Origin of the sequence: Martelella mediterranea (genome assembly GCF_004342225.1) — a bacterium.
GTDB classification, from domain to species: domain Bacteria; phylum Pseudomonadota; class Alphaproteobacteria; order Rhizobiales; family Rhizobiaceae; genus Martelella; species Martelella mediterranea_B.
Window position 1 is genome coordinate 1 of sequence record NZ_SMAR01000028.1, and the last position, 22,545, is coordinate 22,545.

Consider the following 22,545-nt stretch of genomic DNA (forward strand, 5'->3'; position numbering starts at 1 on the left):
GCCAGCGGCAATCAGGATGATAACATCACAAATGACGCGACATAGAATCTCAGACAGATTGTCGCCGGCGTCTCAGACAGATTGTCGCGCTATAGGGAGCTGATCCTTGATACCTTGAACGAAAGCGGGGCGGCCCCACCCCAGGTTCAAATGATCGACTCCACCATCATCCGGGCCCACCATCAGGCGGCAGGCGCAAAAAGGGGACTCAGAAGGAAGGTTTTGGCCGTTCAAAAGGTGGCTTCACGACCAAGATTCATCTGATCGCCAATGCCTGGGGCCTGCCGGTCAGGGCCGAGATCACTGGCGGCGAAGTCTCGGACTACAAGGGCTATGACGTGCTCGTCGATGAGGACCTGCCCAAAGCCAGGGTTCTGATCGCGGACCGCGGATACGATTCCGATCACATCCGCGACGACACCGAGGCGCGCGGCGGAACAGCCGTCATTCCCGGCAGAGCAAATCGCAAACAGCCGATCCCCGTCGATGGCTTCGTGTATGCCCTCCGAAACCAGATCGAGCGATGCTTCAACAAGCTCAAATGCGCCAGGCGGCTCGCTACCCGCTATGACAAAACAGCTGCAAGCTATCTTGCCATCGTTCACATCGTCTCCGCCCGACTCTGGATCCGGAGTTTGTCAACATGACCTAGCATCGGTTCTGTATTGACGATGCTTGATCCGGTCATACTCAGGCCGGGTGTTATACTGGACAGTCGCACGGTGATGATTGGTTTGGCTGCATTATTTGGCGGTGTGGGGGCAACTGTTATCGTCTCATGCGCGACGATTTTAGCACGTCTGTTCCTGGGCGGCGTCGGTACTGTGCCCGGGATTGCTGCAATTTTTCTGTCAGCACTTATCGGTTTGGCCTATGCGCGATTCAGTGGAAACCGGCGGGATATTCCGGGGCTTGCGTTACTGGGGCTACTTGTAACCATGAGCTATGTTACCCTGATTGTCTTACCTTCCAATTATATGCATGCAGTCCTTGATGTCGCCCCCATAGTGTTTATCCGAAATATACTGGGAACCGTGATCATCGGCTATCTACTGGCGATTGGGGATCGTCAGGAATGCGAATTTCTGACCTTTAAGCGGCAGGCCCAGCGCGACCCGATGACCGGATTGAGCAACCGGCGTGCCCTCAATCTCTTTTCAGCCCGTCTTGAGGCTTCAGCCAAAGCGGAAAATTCCGTTTTCTCCGTTATCCTGTTCGATATTGATCATTTCAAGCGAGTGAATGATATTTATGGGCACCCGGTCGGAGATCAGGTGCTTGCCCAGGTTTGTTCAACGATTTCCGGTCGAATGCGCCAGACCGATATTGTCGTGCGATACGGCGGTGAGGAGATCTGTGTGGTCGTCCCTGAAAGCAGAAAGCACAATGCAGCAAGGGTTGCAGAGGACATCCGTGCTCAGATCGCGTCTGACGTTTATAACTGTGATGGCAGCAAGGTATCCGTCACGGTGAGCGCAGGTGTTGCACAATCAGACGGCAGCAATCAAACCATAAAAGATGTGATCAAAAGAGCCGATGAGGCACTCTACACCGCAAAGCAGGCGGGTAGAAACAGGGTCTCTGTTTATGGATATGATACGGATATTTAGTTTATAAGTGGCGTCTTACAAAAAAGCCCCGGCCGAAACCGGAGCTTTATAATCGGGCGGCTTTTAGCCTTTTTCAGCACTGGCGCCGCTGCCCCATGGGCCATGGTGGATGTCCAGACCATCGAGACGGTCAAATCCATGAGCGCCGAAAAAGTCACGCTGCGCCTGAATCAAGTTCGCTGTACCACGTGACTGGCGATACGCATCGAAATAGGTCAGTGCCGAGGCAAGGCCGGGAACCGGAAGACCGGCAGCCGTTGCTGCTGACACGATGCGGCGAAGCGCCGGCAGGCATTCATTGAGGGTCTTGGAGAAGGCCGGCGTGACAATCAGATTTGCCACATCCGGTTTCTCGGTAAAGGCCTGTGTGATCTCGTCGAGGAACTGTGACCGGATGATGCAGCCCGCACGCCAGATGCGTGCGATTTCCGGCATCGGCAGGTTCCAGCCATATTCTTCCGAAGCGCTTGCCATTACATCAAAGCCCTGTGCATAAGCGGCAATCTTGGCTGCAAGCAGAGCAAGCTCAAGGTCTTTGTTGAGCCAAGGACCGGGCGCGATGTGGAATGCGAGGTCTTCTTTATTGAAGAGTTTCTCTGCATCCTTGCGCTCGCCACGCATGGCCGAAAGGCAACGTGCGGCAACCGCAGCTTCAATGACGGTTGCGGGAACGGCCAGTTGCTGCGCTTCAATGGCCGACCAGCGTCCGGTACCTTTCTGCCCAGCAGCATCGACGATGATGTCAGGCATGTGTTTTCCGGTTTCCGGATCCGTGGCCAGCAGCACCTTCTCAGTGATTTCAATCAGGAAGGAGTTAAGGCGGCCGTGGTTCCATTCGCCGAAGATATGCGCAATTTCCGGTGCACTCATGCCGACGCCGTCACGCAGAACACCGTAGATTTCCGCGATCATCTGCATGTCGGCATATTCAATGCCGTTATGAATGGTTTTGACAAAGTGTCCGGCACCATCGGGGCCAAGCCAGGCGCAGCACGGATCTTCTGCATATTTAGCGGAGATTGAGGTGAGTACCTTCTCAACGCGTTTATACGAGTCTTCAGTGCCGCCGACCATGATCGAGGGACCGTGGCGTGCGCCTTCTTCACCGCCAGAGACACCCATGCCGATGAAGGTCAGGCCTGTTCCTTCCAGTTCCTGGAAACGGCGGCGCGTATCGTGGAAGTTCGCATTGCCCGCATCAATCAGGATGTCACCCTTGCCCAGATAGGGGCGCAGCTTTTCGATTTCCTGATCAACCGGATCGCCTGCCTTGATCATGATAATGATCGGGCGCGGCGGACGGATTGCCGCAACGAATTCTGAAAGCGATTCTGTCGGAACGATATTGTCCTGAAGTTCGCCTGCATTCGCATAAAACGCGCGGGTCTTGTCTACGGTTCTGTTGTAAACGGCGATTTTATTGCCTTTTTCGGCGATGTTCAGGGCGAGGTTTGAGCCCATCACACCCAGACCGATCAGTCCGATTTCTGCCTTTTCCACGTCGTCACCTCCAGTGCTTTATGGTCGCTCTTTTGTGGCATTGCAGCGCGGAAACGGCAAGGGCCGGAGACCTGAAACAGTTTTATTTCAGGTCATTCCATTCAAGTTTAGCGAAACTTTCACATAGTGCGTGTGGCGCAAAGAGTATGGAAGGCTGGCCCTATTCTTCTTTTCTGGCAGTAAGACCTGCAAAATCAAACAGCCCGGTATCCAGCAGATGTGATGCATTGACGTGTGAGAGTGCACGCAGCATCGTATCTTTTCGTCCGGGCATACGCGTTTCCATATCGGCCAGCATTTGCTTCATGGAATTGCGCTGCAGGCCGTCCTGTGAGCCACAAAGATCGCAGGGAATAATCGGAAACTGCATGGCTTCGGCAAATTTTGCCAGATCGTCTTCTGCGGCGTAGGCCAGTGGTCGCAGAACTGTCAGATCACCCTCGTCATTCAGAAGCTTTGGCGGCATTGTCGCCAGCTTGCCACCGTGGAAAAGATTCATGAAAAAGGTTTCAAGAATGTCCTCCCGGTGATGGCCTAAAACCAGTGCATCGCAGCCTTCTTCGCGTGCAATGCGGTATAGATGCCCGCGCCTCAGCCTTGAGCACAGGGAGCAATAGGTCGAGCCCGGCGCCAGCTTGTCGGTGACGATCGAATACGTGTCACGGTATTCAATACGATGAGGCACACCGATTTCGGTCAGATATTCCGGCAGTATGTGCTTTGGAAAATTCGGCTGTCCCTGATCGAGATTGCAGGCAACAATTTCGACGGGCAACAGACCGCGCCATTTCAGCTCCATAAGAACCGCGAGTAGCCCGTAACTGTCTTTGCCACCGGAAAGGGCGACGAGCCATCGCTTCTGTCCCGATAGCATTGAAAAATCTTCGATAGCCTGCCGTGTCTGTCGCATCAGCCGCTTGCGCAGCTTGGCAAAAGAGACCGTGTCCGGCGCATTTGCAAAAAGCGCCCGGAACGCCATCTCATCTTGATTTTGCTGTTCGGCGGTATCGCTCATTCGTCTTTGTATCTTTCACCAAATGTTTTCAGTCGTTGAGGCAATGCATCGTCTCTGTGTTCAGATCAAGGGCCAAAAACGGACCAGCCTGTTCGTGCTGCCAACACTTCCAGCGCGACAGACCCAAGTTTTGAGTTGCCAACCTCGTTCAGACCCGGCGACCAGACCGCGATTGATGCCTTGCCCGGTGCAATAGCCAGAATACCGCCGCCGACGCCGGATTTTCCCGGAAGACCAACCCGATAGGCAAACTCGCCGGAACCGTCGTAATGGCCACAAGTCAGCATCAGTGCATTGATGCGCCGTGCGCGTCTTGCTGAAACCACAGAAAAACCAGTCAGCGGGTTGGTGCCGCGATTGGCAAGAAACAGCCCTGCATTTGCCAGTTGGACGCAGTTCATCGAAAGCGCGCATTGATGAAAATATGTGCCCAGCACCATTTCGACGGGATGTTTTATATTGTCGAAACCGCGCATGAAATTTGCCAGCGCGATGTTTCTGAAACCGGTTTTTTGCTCTGACTTTGCCACGCGCCGGTCGATCGAGATCGTATCATCATTTGCGAGGTAGTGAATAAACCGCAGAAACTCTCCGATTGCCTCCCGCGGCTGATGCCCGGCCAGAACCATGTCCGTTACGACAATGGCACCAGCATTGATGAACGGATTTCGTGGAATGCCGTTTTCGTGTTCAAGCTGGACAATAGAGTTGAAAGCAGAGCCGGATGGCTCTCGCCCAACCCGTTTCCACATGCTTTCACCGGCTTTGCCAAGCGCCAGAGTGAGCATGAAGACTTTCGAGATACTCTGAACTGAAAAGGCTGTGCCTGCGTTGCCTGCCTGATAGGTGTTTCCATCGACAGTCGTGATCGCGATACCGAATTGTTTGGGGTCGATCTTGGCCAGTTCCGGGATGTAGTCAGCGACATTGCCTTCTCCCAGCCGCGGGGAAAGCTCGGCAGTAATGTCGTCGATGATGGCTTGCAGATCCATGGCGGCCTCGTGCTGTTTACGCTTATATCGTTGCAGAGCAACGGAAGGCTGAAAACAGAAAAGCCGCCCGATAAGGCGGCTTTCCAAAGATCGTATCGGCTGAAAAATCAACGCGAATAGAACTCGACCACGAGGTTCGGTTCCATGATGACCGGGTAGGGGATGTCGGCGAGAGCCGGAACCCGTACGTAGGTCGCAACCATCTTGTTATGGTCGGCGTCGATATATTCAGGAACATCACGTTCAGCCAGCTGTGTGGCTTCGATGACGCTTGCCAGCTGCTTCGAACGCTCACGCACTTCGATCACATCACCCGGCTTGCAGCGATAGGAGCCAACATTGACCTTCTGGCCGTTGACCATCACGTGGCCGTGGTTGATGAACTGACGTGCAGCAAAAACGGTCGGTACGAACTTTGCGCGATAAACGATTGCATCCAGACGGCTTTCGAGCAGGCCAACGAGGTTTTCACCAGTGTCGCCCTTGCGGCGGTTCGCTTCCTCAAAGATGGCCAGGAACTGCTTTTCGCGCAGCTCGCCGTAATAACCTTTAAGCTTCTGCTTAGCGCGCAGCTGAACACCGAAGTCGGACATCTTGCCCTTGCGGCGCTGACCATGCTGGCCGGGGCCGTATTCGCGGCGGTTCACTGGTGACTTCGGACGGCCCCAGATGTTTTCGCCCATACGGCGGTCAATTTTATGCTTGGACGATTCGCGCTTGCTCATCGTATTTCCTTATCTCAAAACAAAAGAACCGGCCTTGTGGCAGGTCCCAAGGAAACACGCCCTCCTTTGGTTCCCGGATTACGGGAGCCTGACAGGTTTTCACGGAAAAAAGCGCCCGGAAAACCACGGGACATGTCGGTGGTAACACCAGACGTTCAGTCAGTGTTCGCGCGGACATAGTCGGCTTTCGGGAAAATGTCAACTTAGGTCGGAACCGTCATGTTGCTTTTCCAGGCTCAGCATAGACCTGACCGGGTGCCCATGTTTAAACATGACTGTCCTTTTTCAAAGTTATTCAGAACCGGAATATCAATATGACTGTTTCAAGCGACACCATCAGTGCCATCGCCGTCCTTATGCGTCGGGCTGCAAAAGAAGAGATACTTCCGCGGTTTCGCCACCTGCAAACCGGCGAGGTCTCGTCAAAATCAGAACCCAGCGACCTTGTCACCGTTGCCGACACCGGCGCTGAGCGCGTGATCAAGGCCGGTATTGCTGAGCTTTTACCAGAAGCGCTTTTTATCGGGGAGGAAGGTGTTGCCGCTGATCCTGACCTGTTGCCGAAGCTCAAAGATGCGGATCTTGCGGTGGTTGTCGATCCAATTGACGGGACATTTAATTTCGCCAATGGCATTTCGGCCTTCGGCGTGATGCTTGCCATTGTAAAGAACGGCGAAACAATTGCCGGTCTGATCTATGATCCCATGGGCGATGATTTCATGGTTGCAGAAAAAGGGTCAGGGTCGTGGCTGAAACGGTCCGATGGCTCATCGCAGAAAATGACGGTCGCGGAACCGGTCCCACTGGACCAGATGATTGGCGCAGCATCGGTTTCCTTTACATCGTCTGAAAAGCGCGGTCAGCTTCTGGCCAATACTGCGAAAGTGCGTTTTGCCGCAAGCTACCGCTGCGCGGCGGTTGAGTATCGTGCCTTTGCTTCAGGGGGCTTGAGCTTTTTCACCTATATGAAGCTGATGCCATGGGATCATCTTGCCGGTGTGCTCATTGGTCAGGAAGCCGGCGGCTATATCGCCCGATATGACGGTTCGCCTTACCGGCCTGAAAATCTCGACGGCGGCTTGCTGGGGGCAACAGACAAAGAGAGCTGGCGCGAACTGCGTGAAAAAGTCTTTACGATCTAAAGCGTCGGGCGGAGGAGTGGAAACTGGTTTTTCGCCGTCCCGACGTGTCAAACCTTGGAATCTAGAGCATCATGCGATGTTCTAGGCACAGAAAAAGGCGCGGTATCAGGCCGCGCCTTTCAGTTGCCTGTTTTTCACGATGCTTCAGTCCGGCGCGTTTGGCGCCTGAAACAGCTTTCCGTTTTCAGCGACTATCGTGATGATAAGGGTCACAATAGCAAAGCAGAAAAAACCGATAATCAGCGGTGTGGTTGTGCCATTAAAGTTCAGACCGATCAAAGAGCCTAAAAGGGCCGAACCCGCCGTGCTGGTGAAGCCGAGAATGGAAGAGCCAAGCCCTGCGATATGGCCGAGAGGTTCCATCGCGAGCGTATTGAAATTGGCACCGAGCCAGCCGAACTGGAACCAGCCAATGGCAAAGAAGCCATAAAACATCCAGAACGGCATAATCCCGTTATAAAGCAGATCGACAGCGAGCCAGATGCCCATCGTCAGCGTGAAGCCAATCAGAGCGGACTGGGACAGCCGTCGCATTCCGAAGCGTCCGACCATGCGCGAATTGGCAAGGGCAGATACGGACATGACAACGCCGATGCCTGCAAAGGCAATGGGAAACAGCGGTCCGATAGCGAAAACGTCGATGTAGACCTGCTGGGCGGAGGAGATGTAGCCAAACATACAGGCCTGAACAGAGGTTGTAGCCAGAATATAAAGCGTTGCCGTGCGGTTCGACAGGACGATTTTAAAACCGGCCAGAATTGAACTCACGTTGAAGGCGCGCCTGTCTGCCGGTTTCAGGCTTTCCGGCAGCCGGCCCAGCACCCAAACGAACATGCAGGCTGAAAACAGCGCCAGAAACAGAAAGATCAGGTGCCACTCGCCGACAAAGAGAATGCTTTGTCCGATTGTCGGTGCAATGATCGGGATCACCATGAACACCATCATGATCAGTGACATCACTTCGGCCATACCGCGTCCACCATAAAGGTCTCTGACAACAGAAATGGCAATCACACGGGTTGCGGCCGAACCAACACCTTGAATAAACCGCACCGCAAGCAACGTTGCGAAGGTTGGCACGAAACCGGCGAACACCGAAGCAGATATGTATACGATCAGCCCAGCCAGAAGGGCGGGCTTGCGGCCAAAACGGTCAGACAGCGGGCCGAAGAATAATTGTCCAAGCCCCATGCCGATCATATAGGCCGTGACAACAAACTGACGCTGGTTTTCGTCATCAACACCGAGGCTTGCACCGATCTGCTGGAGGCCCGGCAACATGATGTCGATGGCCAGCGCATTCAGCGCCATCAGTAGAGCCATCATGATCACAAGCTCCCATTTCGGAAGCCTTTTCTGTTCTGCCGGAGAGGTGGCTTTTGTCTGGGTCATTGCGGCGTTCTTTAAAGTCAACCAATTCAGATTGGTGATTGCGAGCATAGCGCATCACGAAGCCCGAAAAAGCAAAAGCGCGGTTGATGTTCCGCGCCTTTGTTAATCTGCGATCTAAACTTCAGGGTTATGCGGTTGCATGAGCTTGCCCTTTTCCGCGATCACGGTCAGGCCAAGCGCCAGTACAGCAAAGCAGAAGAAGCCTGTGATCATCGGTGTTGTCGTACCGTTGAAAGAAAGGCCGATCACCGAGCCGAGAAGTGCCGAACCTGCGGTTGTCGCAAAGCCCAGCAGGGATGAGGCGGCCCCGGCAACATGGCCGAGAGGCTCCATCGCCAGCGAATTGAAGTTCGGTGCAATCCAGCCAAACTGAAACCACGCGACGAGGAACATGACATAAAACAGCCAGAAGGGCATCAGCCCGCCGAAGGCCAGATCAATCAGCAGCCATAGACCTGTTGTCGTCGTAAAGCCGATGAGCGCGCCATGAGAGAGTTTGCGCATTCCCAATTTGCCAACGATCCGTGAATTCATCAGTGATGAGAACGCCATGGTAACGCCGATTCCGGCGAAGGCCAGCGGAAACAATGTGCCGAGTTCAAACACACTCAGGAAGACCTGTGGTGCAGATGTCACAAAGCCAAAAATGCAGCCCATGATGAACATCGTTGCCAGCGTATAGAAGAAGGCGATGCGGTTCGATAAAACCGTATAGAAGCTGCTGGCAATGGCCTTTGGTGTGAGCGGACGAACATCTTCAGGGTGCTGCGTTTCGGGAAGGCGGAACGAAACCCAGAAGATGTTGATCAGACCTGCGCCTGCAAGGAAAAAGAAAATCAGGTGCCATTCACCGGCAAACATGATGGTTTGACCGATCGTCGGGGCAATGATCGGAATCACCATGAAAACCATCATGATCAGCGACATGATCTCTGCCATCTTTCGGCCGCCGTAAAGGTCACGCACGACAGCAACCGAGATGACACGCGTTGCCGCAGCGCCAAGGCCCTGGAAAAAACGAACAAGCAACAGCATCGTGAAGCTGGGAACGATGGCACAGAAAAGAGCGCCGACAAAATAGATCGCAAGGCCGGCAATCAGCGGGAATTTTCGTCCGAAACGGTCCGAAAGCGGGCCGTAGGCCAGCTGAGCGATGCCAAACCCTAGAACATATGATGTTACGATAAACTGATGCTGGTTTTCATCGGCAACCCCAAGGCTTGCTCCGATCTGCGGAAGTCCGGGAAGCATGATATCGATGGCCAGCGCATTCAGCGCCATAAGCGCTGCCATCATCGCCACGAGCTCCCATTTTCCCGGTGGTGCTTTGGCCGCTACCGGTGATATCGACTGGTCTGCGTTTGTCACAACAAATATCCTGAAAGCAAAAATAAGGCGTTGCCAATGCAACGCCTGTCCAAAAAACGTGGAGGGCCGAAAACGGCCCCGCACAACAACCGGCCTAAAGCTGGCCGGAATTCAATTCTGTTTAGTCGCCGGGCCTGAAGAGGCCTCAGGCAGCACCGCGCGCGGCGATGCCTTTGCTGTTGAAGTGTTCCTGAAGTTCTCCGGCCTGGAACATCTCACGGATGATGTCGCACCCACCGACAAACTCGCCTTTGACGTAAAGCTGCGGAATCGTCGGCCAGTTGGAGAAATCCTTGATGCCCTGCCGCAGATCGTCGCTCTCCAGAACATTGATACCTTTGTAATCAACACCGAGATATTCGAGGATCTGCACGGCCTGACCGGAAAAGCCACACTGCGGAAACTGCGGCGTGCCTTTCATGAACAGAACCGTGTCGTTGGCACTGACTTCGCTTTTGATGAAGTCCTGAATGTCACTCATTGAGAAATCCTTTCACATACGGGTCAAGGTCCGTAAGCGTTTATCTGCTTTCAGCATATAATCGATCGATTGAGTTTCGCCAACCCCCGAAGGATGCGAAACGCCACTCGAACCGATTGGTTGCGATATCATTTTCAAAGCCTGCCGAGGCAGGTGCGTGCAGCCAAGTTTATTGCGGAGCCGATGTCTGCAGAGCCAGCGCATGAAGAACGCCGCCCATATTGCCTTTCAGGGCATCGTAAACCATCTGATGCTGCTGCACGCGTGATTTACCCCGGAAGGATTCCGAAACGACTTCGGCGGCAAAGTGATCTCCGTCACCGGCAAGGTCACGAATTGTCACCTCGGCATCGGGAATGGCAGCTTTGATCATATCTTCGATTTCGCCCGCACTCATAGCCATTTTACTGCTCCTTGCTGTCTGCCGGTTCTTCCGCCGGGTTATCACTGTTTACGGCGGCTGCCATGAAATCAGGGAACCACGATTCATGTGTATTCTGCAACATTTCAACCGTGATATTGATCAGGTCATCAATCTGGAGACTGTCACCACCGGCTTTGCCCAGACGACAGAAGGGAACGCCGCTTCCTTCCGCTGAGGCGCAGATGAAGTTGGCCAGCTCAGATGGAACTGCAACGACATAGCGTGCCTGATCCTCTCCGAAAAGCAATGCATGCGGCAGGCCCCGGGCCTGGTTGAGGCTGAGGCTCATACCCTTGCCAGCTGACATGCACATTTCCGCGAGTGTGATCGCGAGGCCGCCAGCTGAAATGTCATGGCAGGCTGTGACCTGACCGTTGTTGATCGCTGAGCGGATGAAATCGCCATTTCGGCGCTCGACGTAGAGATCGACCGTCGGCGCCGGACCATCCAGAAGGCCGAGGAAATCGCGCATATAGGCCGTTGCTCCGAGGTGATCGCCGTCCGCTCCAATCAGAATGATCTCATCGCCATCACTGAAGGTGCCGATCCGCGCCATTTTGCGCCAGTCAGCAATCAGCCCGACACCGCCAATCGTCGGCGTTGGAAGGATCGCTTCACCGTTGGTCTCGTTGTAAAGTGAGACATTGCCCGAAACGATCGGAAATTCGAGCGCCTGACAAGCCTCGCCGATGCCCTCAATGGCTTTCACAAGCTGGCCCATGATTTCCGGCTTTTCCGGATTGCCGAAATTGAGGTTATCGGTCGTCGCGAGTGGTTCTGCACCTGTCGCTGTCAGGTTGCGCCAGCATTCTGCAACGGCCTGCTTGCCGCCTTCATAAGGATCAGCTTCGACATAGTGAGGCGTGACATCGCAGACGAAGGCGAGCGCTTTGAGCGGATGCCCGTCAACGCGCACGACACCCGCATCGCCGCCTGGAAGCTGCAGCGAATTGCCCTGAATGAGTGTATCATATTGCTCATAGACCCAGCGGCGGCTGGATTGGTTGGCACTGCCGATGATCTTCAGCAGAGCGGCATTATAATCTTCAGGGGCATCGACCAGGTGCGAGGGCAGCGATCCGCGTGTATCAGGTTCGCGCCATGGGCGGTCATATTCCGGCGCCTCGTCACCCAGCTCCTTGATCGGGAGATTGGCGACTTCCTCGCCCTGATGCAGAACCCTGAAGCGCAGATCATCGGTTGTCGTGCCAACAATAGCGAAATCAAGGCCCCACTTTTTGAAGATTGCTTCGGCCTCTTCTTCTTTTTCCGGATCGAGCACCATGAGCATACGCTCCTGGCTTTCCGAGAGCATCATTTCATAGGCGGTCATGTTTTCTTCACGCACCGGAACCTTATCGAGATCCAGCTCAACGCCAAGATTACCCTTTGCACCCATTTCGACGGCAGAACACGTCAGCCCCGCAGCACCCATATCCTGAATTGCAATGACCGCACCTGTGGTCATCAACTCCATACAGGCTTCAAGCAGGCATTTTTCGGTGAAGGGGTCTCCCACCTGAACGGTTGGGCGCTTCTCGTCGATCGCTTCGTCAAATTCGGCGGAAGCCATGGTCGCGCCGCCAACGCCGTCGCGCCCGGTCTTGGCTCCGAGATAAACCACCGGCAGGCCTACGCCTTTTGCTTCGGAATAAAAAATCGCATCGGATTTGGCGATGCCGGCCGCAAAAGCGTTGACGAGAATATTGCCGTTATAGCGGGCATCAAATTCAACTTCACCACCAATCGTGGGGACACCAAACGAGTTGCCATAGCCGCCAACACCGGCAACCACGCCTGAGACCAGGTGACGGGTTTTGGGGTGGTCCGGCTCGCCGAAACGTAAGGCATTCATGGCAGCCACCGGACGTGCGCCCATCGTGAAGATATCGCGAAGGATACCACCGACTCCTGTTGCCGCGCCCTGATAGGGCTCGATGAAGGACGGGTGGTTGTGGCTTTCCATTTTGAAGACGACGCAGTCACCATCATCGATATCGACGATGCCTGCATTTTCACCTGGCCCCTGAATGACACGGCGTCCTGTTGTCGGCAGTGTTCTGAGCCAGCGCTTCGATGATTTATAGGAACAATGCTCGTTCCACATGGCGGAGAAGATGCCGAGTTCTGTAAAGGAGGGTTCCCGGCCGATCAGCTCGAGAATGTGCTCGTACTCGTCCGGCTTCAAACCGTGTGCTTCGATGAGTTCAGGGGTGATGGCCTGACTGTTTGAAAGGGTCATGAGGAACCAGAATCCCGCTTTGGTTTTCTTTTACATAAGTCTGATTTTGCACTTCATTAACGCAAGTTCAAATGCGAGGCGACCGGAATTTCGGTTTTCCCACGCCGTTGAGCGAAAGATGAAAGGTCTAACCGCGCCAGTACATCGGCATCAGGATGACGACGACCGTCAGAATTTCGAGACGTCCAAGCAACATAAGAACCGTCAGCAGAAGCAATTCCGGATCTGCCATTGTCGAGAAATTGCCCGCCGGACCGATAATATCGCCAAGACCCGGCCCGACATTGGAAAGTGCTGTCAAAACCGCCGATGTTGAAGTGATAAGATCGTAGCCGAGAGCCGCCATCGCGATGCTGCCAACTGCCCACAAAAGAATGTAGGCGCTGAAAAACATCGAGACGGCTCGCTGCGTGTCCGAGTCGACGGTCAGCGTGCCATACCGAACCGAATAAACGGCGTTCGGATAGATCAGCTTTTTCAGACCTGTCTTCAACATATTGAAGAGAACCAGAAAGCGGTAGGACTTGATCCCGCCCGCCGTGGAGCCCGAGCAACCGCCCATAAACATCAGGAAAAACACCATCACGATGGCGAAGCTGCCCCAGGTCATGTAGTCAGCACTGGCATATCCTGTCGTCGATAGAACCGATGAGACATTGAAAATGGCCTGTGTCAGTCCGGCTGTGAAGCTCATTTGTCCATCAAGACTGATGTAGAGTGCCAGCAGGAACGCGGCGATCAGAAGATACATCAGAAACAGCATGATCTGCGGGTCGCGAAGCGTGTCGAGACGTCCGCGCACGATAAACAGAATCAGGATCGAGAACGGCAGGCTGCACACCGTCATAAAGAAAGCAGCGATCCACAACAGTTCCGGATTGTCGAAATAACCGAACGATGCGTCATGGGTCGAAAAGCCGCCGGTCGCAACTGTGGTAAGCGCATGGTTGACCGCGTCGAAATGGGACATCCCGGCGACATCGTAAGAGATGGCGCAGACAATCGTGATGCCAACATAAATCGCCAGAAAGGCGCGCGTGAAACTGGCCATGCGGGCGAAGGGCTTGTCGCTTGTATCGGACGATTCCATCTTGAAGAATGCCATACCGCCAATGCGCAGAAACGGCAGGATGAACAGACCGAGTGCGACAATACCGATGCCGCCCATCCACTGCAGCAGAGACCGCCAGAGGAGAAGTCCAGGCGCCATGTGATCAAGGCCTGTCAGCACGGTTGATCCTGTTGTGGTAATGGCGGAAACGGATTCAAACAGGGATTGCGCGAAGCTGAGGTCTGGTCCGGCCAGATAAAGCGGAATGGAACCGACGAGCGCAAAAGTGACCCACAGCAGATTGACGAGGAAGAAGCCAAGCCTGCGTGAAAACGGCGGCGGGTTTCCGCGCATGGCGACAGCGGTTACCGCGCTGATACCGCCAACCATGAAGCCACAGATGGCAAAGACCTGCCAGTCGCGGTTGGCGTAATAAAGATCGGCCATAGCCGGAACGAACATCGCGGCAGCGAGATAAAGCCCGCAAATAGCAGCGATATAAAAGGCGGACCGCAAAAGAGTGGCGTTCAAGGAGACGTTCCCCGTCAGACGCTAAAGTTACAATCGGGCTTTTTTATAGCCGCTGGTTTATGCCATACCGGTGAAACAAGACAAGCTCAATGGAAAGATGACAAATGCTGGAAGATGTGATCGCTGCGAAACTGGCTCTTCGTGATCTTTTTGAGGCAACGCCGTTGCAGCGCAATGTTCATCTGAGCAATGTTTTCGGGGCGGATATCTATCTCAAACGCGAAGATCTTACGCCGGTTCGCTCCTATAAACTGCGTGGCGCTTTTAATTTCATGCGCAAGGAGATTGCGGCTGGGCGCAATGATCGTGTGTTTGCCTGCGCTTCTGCCGGGAATCATGCCCAGGGCTTTGCCTTCTGCTGCCGGCATTTCGGTGTCCAGGGTGTGATTTTCATGCCGGTGACAACGCCTCAGCAAAAGATCGAAAAGACGAAAACCTTCGGGGAAGGCTATATCCGCATCGAACTGGTCGGCGACATATTCGATGTCTGCTACGCGGCGGCCCGCCGGTTTGTTGAAGATAATAACGGGGTGATGGTGCCGCCCTTTGACCACCCGGATATTATTGAGGGGCAGGCAACTGTTGCAGCGGAAATCGCCGACGCCTGGCAGAATGAAGACGGAGATCCGGATCTTGTTGTCATGCCAGTCGGTGGCGGCGGTCTCTCGGCTGGCATTACCGGTTTTTTCAATGGCCGACTTGCCGATGAGACATTCATATTTGCAGAGCCTTGTGGTGCGCCAAGTCTGAAACGCACGCTGGAAGCAGGTGAAATCGTTGCGCTGGATGAGGTCGACAACTTTGTCGATGGTGCAGCCGTCGCGCGGATTGGTGACAGCAATTTTGAGGCGCTGAAACGCTTTTCGGCACAGCAGGTGATCCTCGTGCCTGAAAACGCAATCTGCGTCACGATGAGTGAAATGCTGAATGTTGAAGGGGTGGTTCTGGAGCCAGCCGGCGCGCTTGCGCTGACCGCGCTCAGGCAGATGGATCGGCAGGCCATTTCAGGCAAGAAGATCATCGTTCTTGTTTCCGGCGGAAATTTCGATTTCGACCGGCTTCCGGACGTGAAAGAGCGGGCGATGCGCTATTCCGGGGTTAAGAAATATCTGATTCTGCGGCTGCCACAGCGGCCGGGCGCTTTGAAAGATTTTCTGGGGCTGCTGGGGCCGGAAGATGACATTGCGCGATTCGAGTATCTCAAGAAGACAGCCCGAAACTTTGGTTCCATTCTCATCGGGATTGAGACCGCGCGGCCTGAAAACTTTTCAGCTCTCTTTGCAAACCTTGATCGCAACGGGCTGAAATATCAGGACATAACCGAGAATGAAATTCTCGCGAATTTGATTATCTGATCGAAGGCATAGCGCGTATCTTTTTATGATGACACGCTAACCTGCGCCGCTTTTTCAGGCTTGCGGCAGGGTGGCATACGGTTTCCCGATCGGGTATGACTTTCAAAAAAGGGAGTTTTTAATATGGCGTCGTTTTTCTCGAAACTCGGTTCCTTGTTTTCAGGCGGGGCAGGTGAGGCTGGCCAGGAAAACGAGCAGGCCGTTAAGTCGCTTGTTCATGAAGATTGCATCATCTTTGCAGAGCCGACGAAAGAGGGAAGTCAGTACCGCCTGCAGGGGCGAATCGAAAAAGAGGTTGGCGACGAGACTTTTACGCGCACCTTTATCCGTGCTGATCTTTTCGCCTCACAGGATGAAGCGATTGAATGGAGCCTGAAAAAAGGCAAACAGATTATCGATCAGAACGGCAAGTCTCTGTTTTCTGATGGTCAGAAAAGCCGTACGGCCTGACAAACTTTTTCTGAAAACTGAAATACCGCTCTTATTGGGCTGACTGGCCTGTCGGACCGCTTTTGAGGTGGTCTCGCACAGGTCTCTCCTTGTGTGTGCGCCTGTCTCAGGCTGTAGGCTGGCTGATGCTCTTTTGTTGAAGGCCAGCAGGTTCAGTAAACAGCAATCCTTGAGTGCCAGAACCACGTCCAGTCCGCCGGTATAGCGCAAGCGGCTGGATTCCGTGACGACGTCAGACGTTTTTGAAGCCGGATGCTGCTGCTTGCAGCGTACAACAAAAGGCGCCTGAGTGTCAGCCGTCACAGGTGAAAAACCAGCAAGTAGCTTGTCAGAAATGCGATGCCGATGAGTGAAAGCCAGACCGGTGTGTTGCTGGGTTCCGTCCGTGCCGGTGGGTTTTTGCTCGTTCTTGGAGCGCTATCATGCGTCTCCAAAGACTCAAGGCTGTAACCCCCGCAGCGGCTGCAAACACGTCCTGTGCTTTGAATCATCTGGCATTCGATACATGTGTAACGTGCCATGATGCTCTCTCCCTGAACGGGATGATAAGCCTCAAACGAAACTCGAGCAACAACAATTATAGTCTGCGCAAACGTGGGAAGAATGGTGGGCGATGAGAGGCTCGAACTCCCGACATCCTCGGTGTAAACGAGGCGCTCTACCAACTGAGCTAATCGCCCGACCGCGTTGGTGGCGCTTAACTATGCGGAACCGGAGAAAACCGCAAGCCCCTTCAAAATGTTTTTTGTGTTTTTTTTGAAAGGTCGCTGAAGAAGCCCGATTTTCCGGCCCTCGCGATGTGACTTTTTTGGGGGGCGCTGATCGGTTCGTGATGAGGTGCAGGGGAGTTTGAATGATCGACCGACGGGCGAAGCTGCCAACCATCCACAAGAAGGACGTCATGGCTCTCGCGGTCGGAACCGGATGCGACCGGTGCTGAACCGGATATGAGTGCGCGCTGCAAAAGCTTTGCCGAAGGAAAATAGGAAAACCAGATATGAGCGACCTTTGAGCGCGGTTCAGAATGTCTTGAGGGAGGAGTGATTCTGAAGAAGCAGCGCCTCTTTTATCCGCAAGCTGATGAAAAGCAGGCCGGTGTTTCCAAAAATCGCCAGTCTGTCTTTCAGGGTTTATGGGTGTTTTGAAAGCAGGCCTGATAAAAAAGCCAAAATACGTTAGATGCTGCTTGACAGTCTGGCGTGCCCCCCTTAAACAGCCGCTCACGCCAGACGGAAACGCGCTTCGCAAAGAGGCTTCAAGCGTTGGTTTGAGTGAAATGCGCGGGTGTAGCTCAGCTGGTTAGAGTGCCGGCCTGTCACGCCGGAGGTCGCGGGTTCGAGCCCCGTCACTCGCGCCATTTAATCTTCCCTCATCTTCTTATTTTTGTCAGAGCAACTCGCTGCTCGCTTGGGTGTGGATTCTTTTTCGATTTCGTAAACCTTCTTTATGACGACCGCTTGACAGTCTGCTGTGCCGGCCTTAAACAGCCGCTCACGCCAGACGGAAACGCGCTTCGCAAAGAGGCTTCAAGCGTTGGTTTGAGCGAAATGCGCGGGTGTAGCTCAGCTGGTTAGAGTGCCGGCCTGTCACGCCGGAGGTCGCGGGTTCGAGCCCCGTCACTCGCGCCATTCTTCTCTTTAATTTGCTTTTTTTTGCAATCTGTTCTGCTGCGCTGCGCTGCAAAGCTTTGGTCGTCGCTTTTGCAAAGGCCTGTCAGAACGCGCGAAATTCTCAGTCATCAAATCTGAGTATTTTAATCATGTAAAATAATCGTAGACCGCTTCAAAATGACGCGTTTTTGATTTCTGCCTCAAAAATGCCATGTCTGGTGGGGTGAGCGCGGGAAAACCTTGCTGCGCTGCCATGAAATGAAACCTGAATGGCTTGCGCCGAGCCGCTTGCTGCGCTAACCACACCTCAACATCTATCAATTTTTGCTACCGCAGTTTATCCTGCGCAGACGCCGCGCCCCGTGCGTCTCTACAATGGCAAGGGTGATTTCATGGCTGACATGCTCAGTTCTTACGTTCCGATCGTCATCTTCATCGCAATCTGTCTCATCATCGGGCTTGCTTTGATGGTCGCGCCATTTGCGCTGGCTTTCAAAGCACCCGATGCGGAAAAACTCTCGGCATATGAATGCGGGTTTAACGCTTTTGATGATGCCCGCATGAAGTTTGATATCCGATTCTATCTGGTCGCGATTCTCTTCATTATCTTTGACCTTGAAGTGGCGTTCCTGTTTCCCTGGGCGGCATCGTTCGGGGATGTGGGCTGGTTTGGCTTCTGGTCGATGATGGTCTTCCTCGGAGTTCTGACCATCGGCTTTATCTATGAATGGAAGAAGGGAGCGCTGGAATGGGAGTAGGCTCGAACGAGACGCTGGTGGCACCTCAGCCCAAGGGCGTTATCGATCCCTCGACCGGCAAGCCCGTTGGTTCAGACGATCGTTTCTTCGGTGAGATCAATAACGAGCTGGCCGATAAGGGGTTTCTCGTAACCTCCGCAGCGCAGCTGATCACGTGGGCCAGAACCGGCTCGCTGATGTGGATGCAGTTTGGTCTTGCATGCTGTGCTGTCGAGATGATGCAGATGTCGATGCCGCGCTATGATTGCGAGCGCTTCGGTTTTGCGCCGCGTGCATCTCCGCGCCAGTCTGATGTTATGATTGTGGCCGGAACACTGACCAATAAAATGGCGCCCGCGCTGCGCAAGGTTTATGACCAGATGCCTGAACCACGTTACGTGATCTCGATGGGTTCATGTGCCAATGGCGGTGGCTATTATCACTATTCCTACTCTGTTGTGCGTGGCTGTGACCGGGTTGTGCCGGTCGATATCTATGTGCCGGGCTGTCCGCCCACAGCAGAGGCGCTGCTTTATGGCGTGCTTCTGTTGCAGAAGAAGATTCGGCGCACAGGCACAATCGAGCGATAAAGCCGAGAGGGCAAAATGAGTGAAGTTTTGAACGAGCTTGGCGCACATATTCGGGAAGTGTGTCAGGGCGTCACGGATATGAAGGTTGAATACGGCGAGCTGACCGTTTTCACGTCGCCGGATGCTATTGTCGATGTCGCAAAATTCCTGCGCGATGACGGCCAGTGCGCCTTCGTCAATATCATTGATGTCTGCGGTGTCGACTGGCCGCAGCGCGAAAAGCGCTTCGATATTGTCTATCACTTCCTGTCGCCGACACAGAATTTGCGCATCCGCGTGAAGTTGCAGGCTGCCGAGGATGAAGTTGTGCCATCCATCACGCCGATTTTCCCCGGTGCAGACTGGTTTGAACGCGAGACCTGGGATCTTTACGGTGTTCCGTTCAGTGGCCATCCGGATCTTCGCCGGATCCTGACCGATTACGGTTTTGAAGGGCATCCGCTTCGCAAAGACTTTCCGACAACCGGTTTTGTCGAGTTGCGGTACGATTCGGAAGCCAAGCGCGTGATTTACGAGCCTGTCGATCTGAAGCAGGAGTTCCGTAGTTTCGACTTCATGAGTCCTTGGGAAGGAACGGATTATGTTCTTCCCGGAGATGAGAAAGCGAATTGAGGTGGCTTCGATGGTTGAACATATGACCGGTGGCTGTATCTGTGGAGATGTTCGCTTTTCGGCTGTACCAAAGAGCATGGAAATGGGGGCGTGTCACTGCAGTCTGTGTCGCCGTTGGTCCGGTGGTGCAGGATTTCTGGGTGTCGAATGCGGAACCAGTGTCAAGGTTGAGAATGAGGCCGCGCTTGGCGTCTATCCGTCTTCGGAATACGGCGAGCGGGTGTTTTGCAAAACCTGCGGCAGCACGTTGTTCTGGCGGATGCAGGACGGTTCCGATACCGTTGTTTCATCTCAGGCCTTTGATGATGCAGATGCGTTCCGGTTTGTCAGCGAGATTTTTGTTGACGAGAAACCGGACAATTACGCATTCGCCAACGATACAAAGAAGATGACGTCGGCAGAGTTTTTTGCAGCCTATGCGTCGGAACAGGGCCATCAGCATGACTGAACATAATGTCCGTAACTTTACGATCAACTTCGGTCCCGAACATCCTTCGGCACACGGTGTGTTGCGTCTTGTGCTTGAGCTTGATGGCGAGATTGTCGAGCGTGTGGATCCGCATATCGGCCTTTTGCATCGCGGTACTGAGAAGCTGATCGAAACGAAGACTTTTCTGCAGGCCGTTCCCTATTTTGACCGGCTCGATTATGTCGCGCCGATGAATCAGGAACATGCGTTCGCGCTCGCAGTTGAAAGATTGCTCGACGTTGAAATTCCGATTCGCGGTCAGTTGATTCGTGTGTTGTTCTCGGAAATCGGGCGTGTACTCAACCATCTTCTGAATACGACGACGGCTGCCATGGACGTCGGCGCGCTGACGCCGCCGCTTTGGGGCTTCGAAGAGCGTGAAAAGCTGATGGTGTTTTACGAACGTGCCTGTGGCGCGCGTATGCACGCGGCCTATTTCCGTCCAGGTGGTGTTCATCAGGACCTCCCGCCGGAGCTGGTTGAGGATATCGGCAAGTGGTGTGAAGAGTTTCCTGCCAAGCTTGATGACATTGAAGCGCTTCTCGCCGGGAACCGGATTTTCAAACAGCGTAATGTCGATATCGGTGTGATCTCTCTTGAGGATGCGTTTGCATGGGGCTTCTCCGGTCCGATGGTTCGTGGCTCAGGCGCTGCCTGGGACCTGCGTAAGGCGCAGCCGTACGAGTGTTATTCCGATCTCGACTTTGATGTCGTGATCGGTAAGCATGGCGACTGTTATGACCGCTGGGTGGTACGTATCAACGAGATGCGCGAATCTGTGAAGATCATGAAGCAGTGCGTTGAGCGCTTGCTTGGCGATGCGAAGGTCGGTCCGTTCAATTCGATGGACGGTAAAGTCGTGCCGCCCAAGCGCGGTCAGATGAAGCGTTCGATGGAAGCTTTGATTCATCACTTCAAGCTTTACACCGAAGGTTACCATGTGCCGGAAGGTGAGGTATACGCCTCCGTCGAAGCACCTAAGGGTGAGTTTGGTGTCTATCTGGTATCAGATGGTTCGAACAAGCCTTACCGTTGCAAGATCCGCGCTCCGGGGTTCGCTCACCTTTCCGCCATGGATTTCATGTCGAAGGGCCATCAGCTGGCTGATGTGACTGCGATTATTGGTACGCTCGACATCGTGTTCGGAGAGGTGGACCGGTGACCGTGAGCGCTGAAATGAAATTGAAAGCCGTTTCCAGCTGTCCCGTGCCGGCATTGAGTCGGCCTTTTGTGTCGGGTTATGCCGGAACCGTGACAGTAACCTCCAAAGAGGTGTGAGAGAGCATGTCCGTTCGTCGACTCGCCGATGATAATGTTCAGCCGGAAGTATTTGCCTTTTCGGAAGAAAATGCCGCCTGGGCTGAAGCTACGATCCGGAAATATCCCGAAGGCCGGCAGCAATCCGCTGTTATCCCGCTGTTGATGCGGGCGCAGGAGCAGGAAGGCTGGGTGACGCGTGCGGCGATTGAAAAAGTCGCTGCTATGCTGTCGATGCCTTTGATTCGCGTTCTGGAGGTCGCGACCTTCTACACGCAGTTTCAGCTGAAGCCGGTAGGCACAAGGGCGCATGTCCAGGTTTGCGGCACAACGCCCTGCATGCTGCGCGGCGCGGGTGATCTGATTAACGTCTGTAAAAAGAAGATCAACGCAAAGGCTTTTGAGCCCAACGCTGATGGCACGCTTTCCTGGGAAGAGGTGGAGTGTCAGGGGGCTTGTGCCAACGCGCCGATGGTGATGATCTTCAAGGATGCTTATGAGGATCTGACGCCTGAACGCCTGGAAGAGATTATTGATGAATTTGAAGCCGGTCGTGGCGAACAGGTTAAAACAGGCCCGCAGATTGATCGCTGGTTCTCAGCGCCTGAAGGTGGTTTGACGTCTCTGACAGATAATGATGATTCTGTTGATCATTCGGTCAGCGATGATGTAGAGGATGGCGCAGGTTCGGATGAGGCGATCGCCGCTGCATCTGGTAGCAAACCGCCGGTCCTTAATGACAAGCCGGAAGAGACAGATGATCTCAAACTGATTTCCGGCATTGGTCCGAAAATTGAATCTCTTCTCAACGGACTCGGTGTCTATACTTTTGCGCAGATTGCGGCCTGGACGCCTGCAGAATGTATCTGGGTTGATGACTACCTTAAGTTCCGTGGACGTATCGAACGCGATGAATGGGTGCGCCAGGCCGGTGTTCTTTCGCGCGGCGGCGTTGAAGAATATGAAAAAGTATTCGGCAGAAAGCCGTGACA

General features: G+C 53.9%; 20 protein-coding genes, 3 tRNA genes and 1 pseudogene. 13 read left to right on the forward strand and 11 right to left on the reverse strand.

All coding sequences use genetic code 11. The features are described 5' to 3' along the window. Window positions 1–96 precede the first annotated feature (96 nt). A pseudogene (locus EDC90_RS15420) lies at window positions 97–647 on the forward strand (IS5 family transposase); the annotation flags it as partial. An 18-nt stretch (window positions 648–665) separates the two neighbouring features. Next, complete coding sequence (locus EDC90_RS15425) at window positions 666–1,610, forward strand: diguanylate cyclase (protein ID WP_132313212.1); 945 nt, start codon at window positions 666–668, stop codon at window positions 1,608–1,610. 63 nt (window positions 1,611–1,673) lie between these two features. On the opposite strand, the gene gndA is transcribed toward EDC90_RS15425, so the two are convergent. The 4 genes from gndA to rpsD form a co-directional block, all read right to left on the reverse strand. Beyond that, a complete protein-coding gene (gene gndA, locus EDC90_RS15430; protein ID WP_132313214.1) occupies window positions 1,674–3,110 on the reverse strand; it encodes an NADP-dependent phosphogluconate dehydrogenase in 1,437 nt (478 codons plus the stop codon). Between the two features lie 160 nt (window positions 3,111–3,270). Next, window positions 3,271–4,125, reverse strand: a complete 855-nt coding sequence (ttcA, locus tag EDC90_RS15435; protein WP_132313216.1) for a tRNA 2-thiocytidine(32) synthetase TtcA — start codon at window positions 4,123–4,125, stop codon at window positions 3,271–3,273. A 65-nt stretch (window positions 4,126–4,190) separates the two neighbouring features. Beyond that, complete coding sequence (locus EDC90_RS15440; protein WP_132313218.1) at window positions 4,191–5,117, reverse strand: glutaminase; 927 nt, start codon at window positions 5,115–5,117, stop codon at window positions 4,191–4,193. A gap of 107 nt (window positions 5,118–5,224) precedes the next feature. Beyond that, a complete protein-coding gene (rpsD, locus tag EDC90_RS15445; protein WP_132313220.1) occupies window positions 5,225–5,842 on the reverse strand; it encodes a 30S ribosomal protein S4 in 618 nt (205 codons plus the stop codon). Between the two features lie 314 nt (window positions 5,843–6,156). On the opposite strand from rpsD, the gene EDC90_RS15450 reads away from it, so the two are divergent. Continuing rightward, window positions 6,157–6,984: an inositol monophosphatase family protein gene (locus EDC90_RS15450; RefSeq protein ID WP_132313222.1), complete on the forward strand. Its 828-nt coding sequence runs from the start codon at window positions 6,157–6,159 to the stop codon at window positions 6,982–6,984. Between the two features lie 144 nt (window positions 6,985–7,128). Here EDC90_RS15450 and EDC90_RS15455 read toward each other — a convergent pair whose 3' ends face one another. The 6 genes from EDC90_RS15455 to EDC90_RS15480 form a co-directional block, all read right to left on the reverse strand. After that, window positions 7,129–8,376: a multidrug effflux MFS transporter gene (locus tag EDC90_RS15455; protein WP_207903929.1), complete on the reverse strand. Its 1,248-nt coding sequence runs from the start codon at window positions 8,374–8,376 to the stop codon at window positions 7,129–7,131. Between the two features lie 114 nt (window positions 8,377–8,490). Next, complete coding sequence (locus EDC90_RS15460) at window positions 8,491–9,744, reverse strand: multidrug effflux MFS transporter (RefSeq protein ID WP_245511081.1); 1,254 nt, start codon at window positions 9,742–9,744, stop codon at window positions 8,491–8,493. Between the two features lie 145 nt (window positions 9,745–9,889). Next, window positions 9,890–10,225, reverse strand: a complete 336-nt coding sequence (gene grxD, locus EDC90_RS15465; protein ID WP_132313224.1) for a Grx4 family monothiol glutaredoxin — start codon at window positions 10,223–10,225, stop codon at window positions 9,890–9,892. Between the two features lie 169 nt (window positions 10,226–10,394). Further along, entirely contained in the window at window positions 10,395–10,628 is a 234-nt protein-coding gene (locus EDC90_RS15470) for a BolA family protein (RefSeq protein ID WP_132313226.1), read from the reverse strand. A gap of 1 nt (window position 10,629) precedes the next feature. Further along, the gene (gene purL / locus EDC90_RS15475; protein WP_132313228.1) at window positions 10,630–12,891 is read right to left on the reverse strand and encodes a phosphoribosylformylglycinamidine synthase subunit PurL; all 2,262 of its coding nucleotides are present in this window, start codon (window positions 12,889–12,891) and stop codon (window positions 10,630–10,632) included. 127 nt (window positions 12,892–13,018) lie between these two features. Then, window positions 13,019–14,473 (reverse strand): TrkH family potassium uptake protein, encoded by a 1,455-nt coding sequence (locus EDC90_RS15480; RefSeq protein WP_132313230.1) that lies wholly within the window; start codon window positions 14,471–14,473, stop codon window positions 13,019–13,021. Between the two features lie 104 nt (window positions 14,474–14,577). Here EDC90_RS15480 and ilvA point away from each other — a divergent pair, with 104 nt between their 5' ends. Continuing rightward, window positions 14,578–15,828 (forward strand): threonine ammonia-lyase, encoded by a 1,251-nt coding sequence (gene ilvA / locus EDC90_RS15485; RefSeq protein WP_132313232.1) that lies wholly within the window; start codon window positions 14,578–14,580, stop codon window positions 15,826–15,828. 123 nt (window positions 15,829–15,951) lie between these two features. Then, window positions 15,952–16,278: an HlyU family transcriptional regulator gene (locus EDC90_RS15490; RefSeq protein WP_132313234.1), complete on the forward strand. Its 327-nt coding sequence runs from the start codon at window positions 15,952–15,954 to the stop codon at window positions 16,276–16,278. A 604-nt stretch (window positions 16,279–16,882) separates the two neighbouring features. Here EDC90_RS15490 and EDC90_RS15495 read toward each other — a convergent pair. Beyond that, window positions 16,883–16,958, reverse strand: a tRNA-Val gene (locus EDC90_RS15495). Window positions 16,959–17,558: 600 nt separating this feature from the next. On the opposite strand from EDC90_RS15495, the gene EDC90_RS15500 reads away from it, so the two are divergent. From EDC90_RS15500 to nuoE, 8 genes are all read left to right on the forward strand, one after another. Beyond that, window positions 17,559–17,635 (forward strand) — tRNA-Asp (locus EDC90_RS15500). 194 nt (window positions 17,636–17,829) lie between these two features. Next, window positions 17,830–17,906: transfer RNA gene (locus tag EDC90_RS15505), tRNA-Asp, on the forward strand. Window positions 17,907–18,280: 374 nt separating this feature from the next. Next, window positions 18,281–18,646, forward strand: coding sequence for an NADH-quinone oxidoreductase subunit A (locus EDC90_RS15510; protein ID WP_132313236.1), 366 nt, complete (start codon window positions 18,281–18,283; stop codon window positions 18,644–18,646). Then, window positions 18,637–19,215, forward strand: coding sequence for a NuoB/complex I 20 kDa subunit family protein (locus tag EDC90_RS15515; RefSeq protein WP_132313238.1), 579 nt, complete (start codon window positions 18,637–18,639; stop codon window positions 19,213–19,215). Before EDC90_RS15510 ends, EDC90_RS15515 begins: the two co-directional genes overlap by 10 nt. Window positions 19,216–19,230: 15 nt before the next feature. Next, window positions 19,231–19,827, forward strand: a complete 597-nt coding sequence (locus EDC90_RS15520; protein ID WP_132313240.1) for an NADH-quinone oxidoreductase subunit C — start codon at window positions 19,231–19,233, stop codon at window positions 19,825–19,827. Window positions 19,828–19,837: 10 nt separating this feature from the next. After that, the gene (locus tag EDC90_RS15525; RefSeq protein WP_132313242.1) at window positions 19,838–20,275 is read left to right on the forward strand and encodes a GFA family protein; all 438 of its coding nucleotides are present in this window, start codon (window positions 19,838–19,840) and stop codon (window positions 20,273–20,275) included. Beyond that, on the forward strand, window positions 20,268–21,458 hold the full coding sequence (locus tag EDC90_RS15530; RefSeq protein ID WP_132313244.1) for an NADH-quinone oxidoreductase subunit D: 1,191 nt from the start codon (window positions 20,268–20,270) through the stop codon (window positions 21,456–21,458). Before EDC90_RS15525 ends, EDC90_RS15530 begins: the two co-directional genes overlap by 8 nt. A gap of 122 nt (window positions 21,459–21,580) precedes the next feature. Then, on the forward strand, window positions 21,581–22,543 hold the full coding sequence (gene nuoE / locus EDC90_RS15535) for an NADH-quinone oxidoreductase subunit NuoE (RefSeq protein ID WP_132313246.1): 963 nt from the start codon (window positions 21,581–21,583) through the stop codon (window positions 22,541–22,543). Window positions 22,544–22,545 lie beyond the last annotated feature (2 nt).

What these genes read in the sequence shown, in the direction of transcription:
- EDC90_RS15525 (WP_132313242.1), top strand. Translation starts at nt 19,838, where the DNA reads ATGGTTGAACATATGACCGGTGGCTGTATCTGTGGAGATGTTCGCTTT.
- grxD (WP_132313224.1), bottom strand. Translation starts at nt 10,225, where the DNA reads ATGAGTGACATTCAGGACTTCATCAAAAGCGAAGTCAGTGCCAACGAC.
- rpsD (WP_132313220.1), bottom strand. Translation starts at nt 5,842, where the DNA reads ATGAGCAAGCGCGAATCGTCCAAGCATAAAATTGACCGCCGTATGGGC.
- EDC90_RS15470 (WP_132313226.1), bottom strand. Translation starts at nt 10,628, where the DNA reads ATGGCTATGAGTGCGGGCGAAATCGAAGATATGATCAAAGCTGCCATT.
- EDC90_RS15515 (WP_132313238.1), top strand. Translation starts at nt 18,637, where the DNA reads ATGGGAGTAGGCTCGAACGAGACGCTGGTGGCACCTCAGCCCAAGGGC.
- ilvA (WP_132313232.1), top strand. Translation starts at nt 14,578, where the DNA reads ATGCTGGAAGATGTGATCGCTGCGAAACTGGCTCTTCGTGATCTTTTT.
- EDC90_RS15490 (WP_132313234.1), top strand. Translation starts at nt 15,952, where the DNA reads ATGGCGTCGTTTTTCTCGAAACTCGGTTCCTTGTTTTCAGGCGGGGCA.
- EDC90_RS15450 (WP_132313222.1), top strand. Translation starts at nt 6,157, where the DNA reads ATGACTGTTTCAAGCGACACCATCAGTGCCATCGCCGTCCTTATGCGT.
- ttcA (WP_132313216.1), bottom strand. Translation starts at nt 4,125, where the DNA reads ATGAGCGATACCGCCGAACAGCAAAATCAAGATGAGATGGCGTTCCGG.
- purL (WP_132313228.1), bottom strand. Translation starts at nt 12,891, where the DNA reads ATGACCCTTTCAAACAGTCAGGCCATCACCCCTGAACTCATCGAAGCA.
- EDC90_RS15455 (WP_207903929.1), bottom strand. Translation starts at nt 8,376, where the DNA reads ATGACCCAGACAAAAGCCACCTCTCCGGCAGAACAGAAAAGGCTTCCG.
- EDC90_RS15510 (WP_132313236.1), top strand. Translation starts at nt 18,281, where the DNA reads ATGGCTGACATGCTCAGTTCTTACGTTCCGATCGTCATCTTCATCGCA.
- nuoE (WP_132313246.1), top strand. Translation starts at nt 21,581, where the DNA reads ATGTCCGTTCGTCGACTCGCCGATGATAATGTTCAGCCGGAAGTATTT.
- EDC90_RS15440 (WP_132313218.1), bottom strand. Translation starts at nt 5,117, where the DNA reads ATGGATCTGCAAGCCATCATCGACGACATTACTGCCGAGCTTTCCCCG.
- EDC90_RS15530 (WP_132313244.1), top strand. Translation starts at nt 20,268, where the DNA reads ATGACTGAACATAATGTCCGTAACTTTACGATCAACTTCGGTCCCGAA.
- EDC90_RS15520 (WP_132313240.1), top strand. Translation starts at nt 19,231, where the DNA reads ATGAGTGAAGTTTTGAACGAGCTTGGCGCACATATTCGGGAAGTGTGT.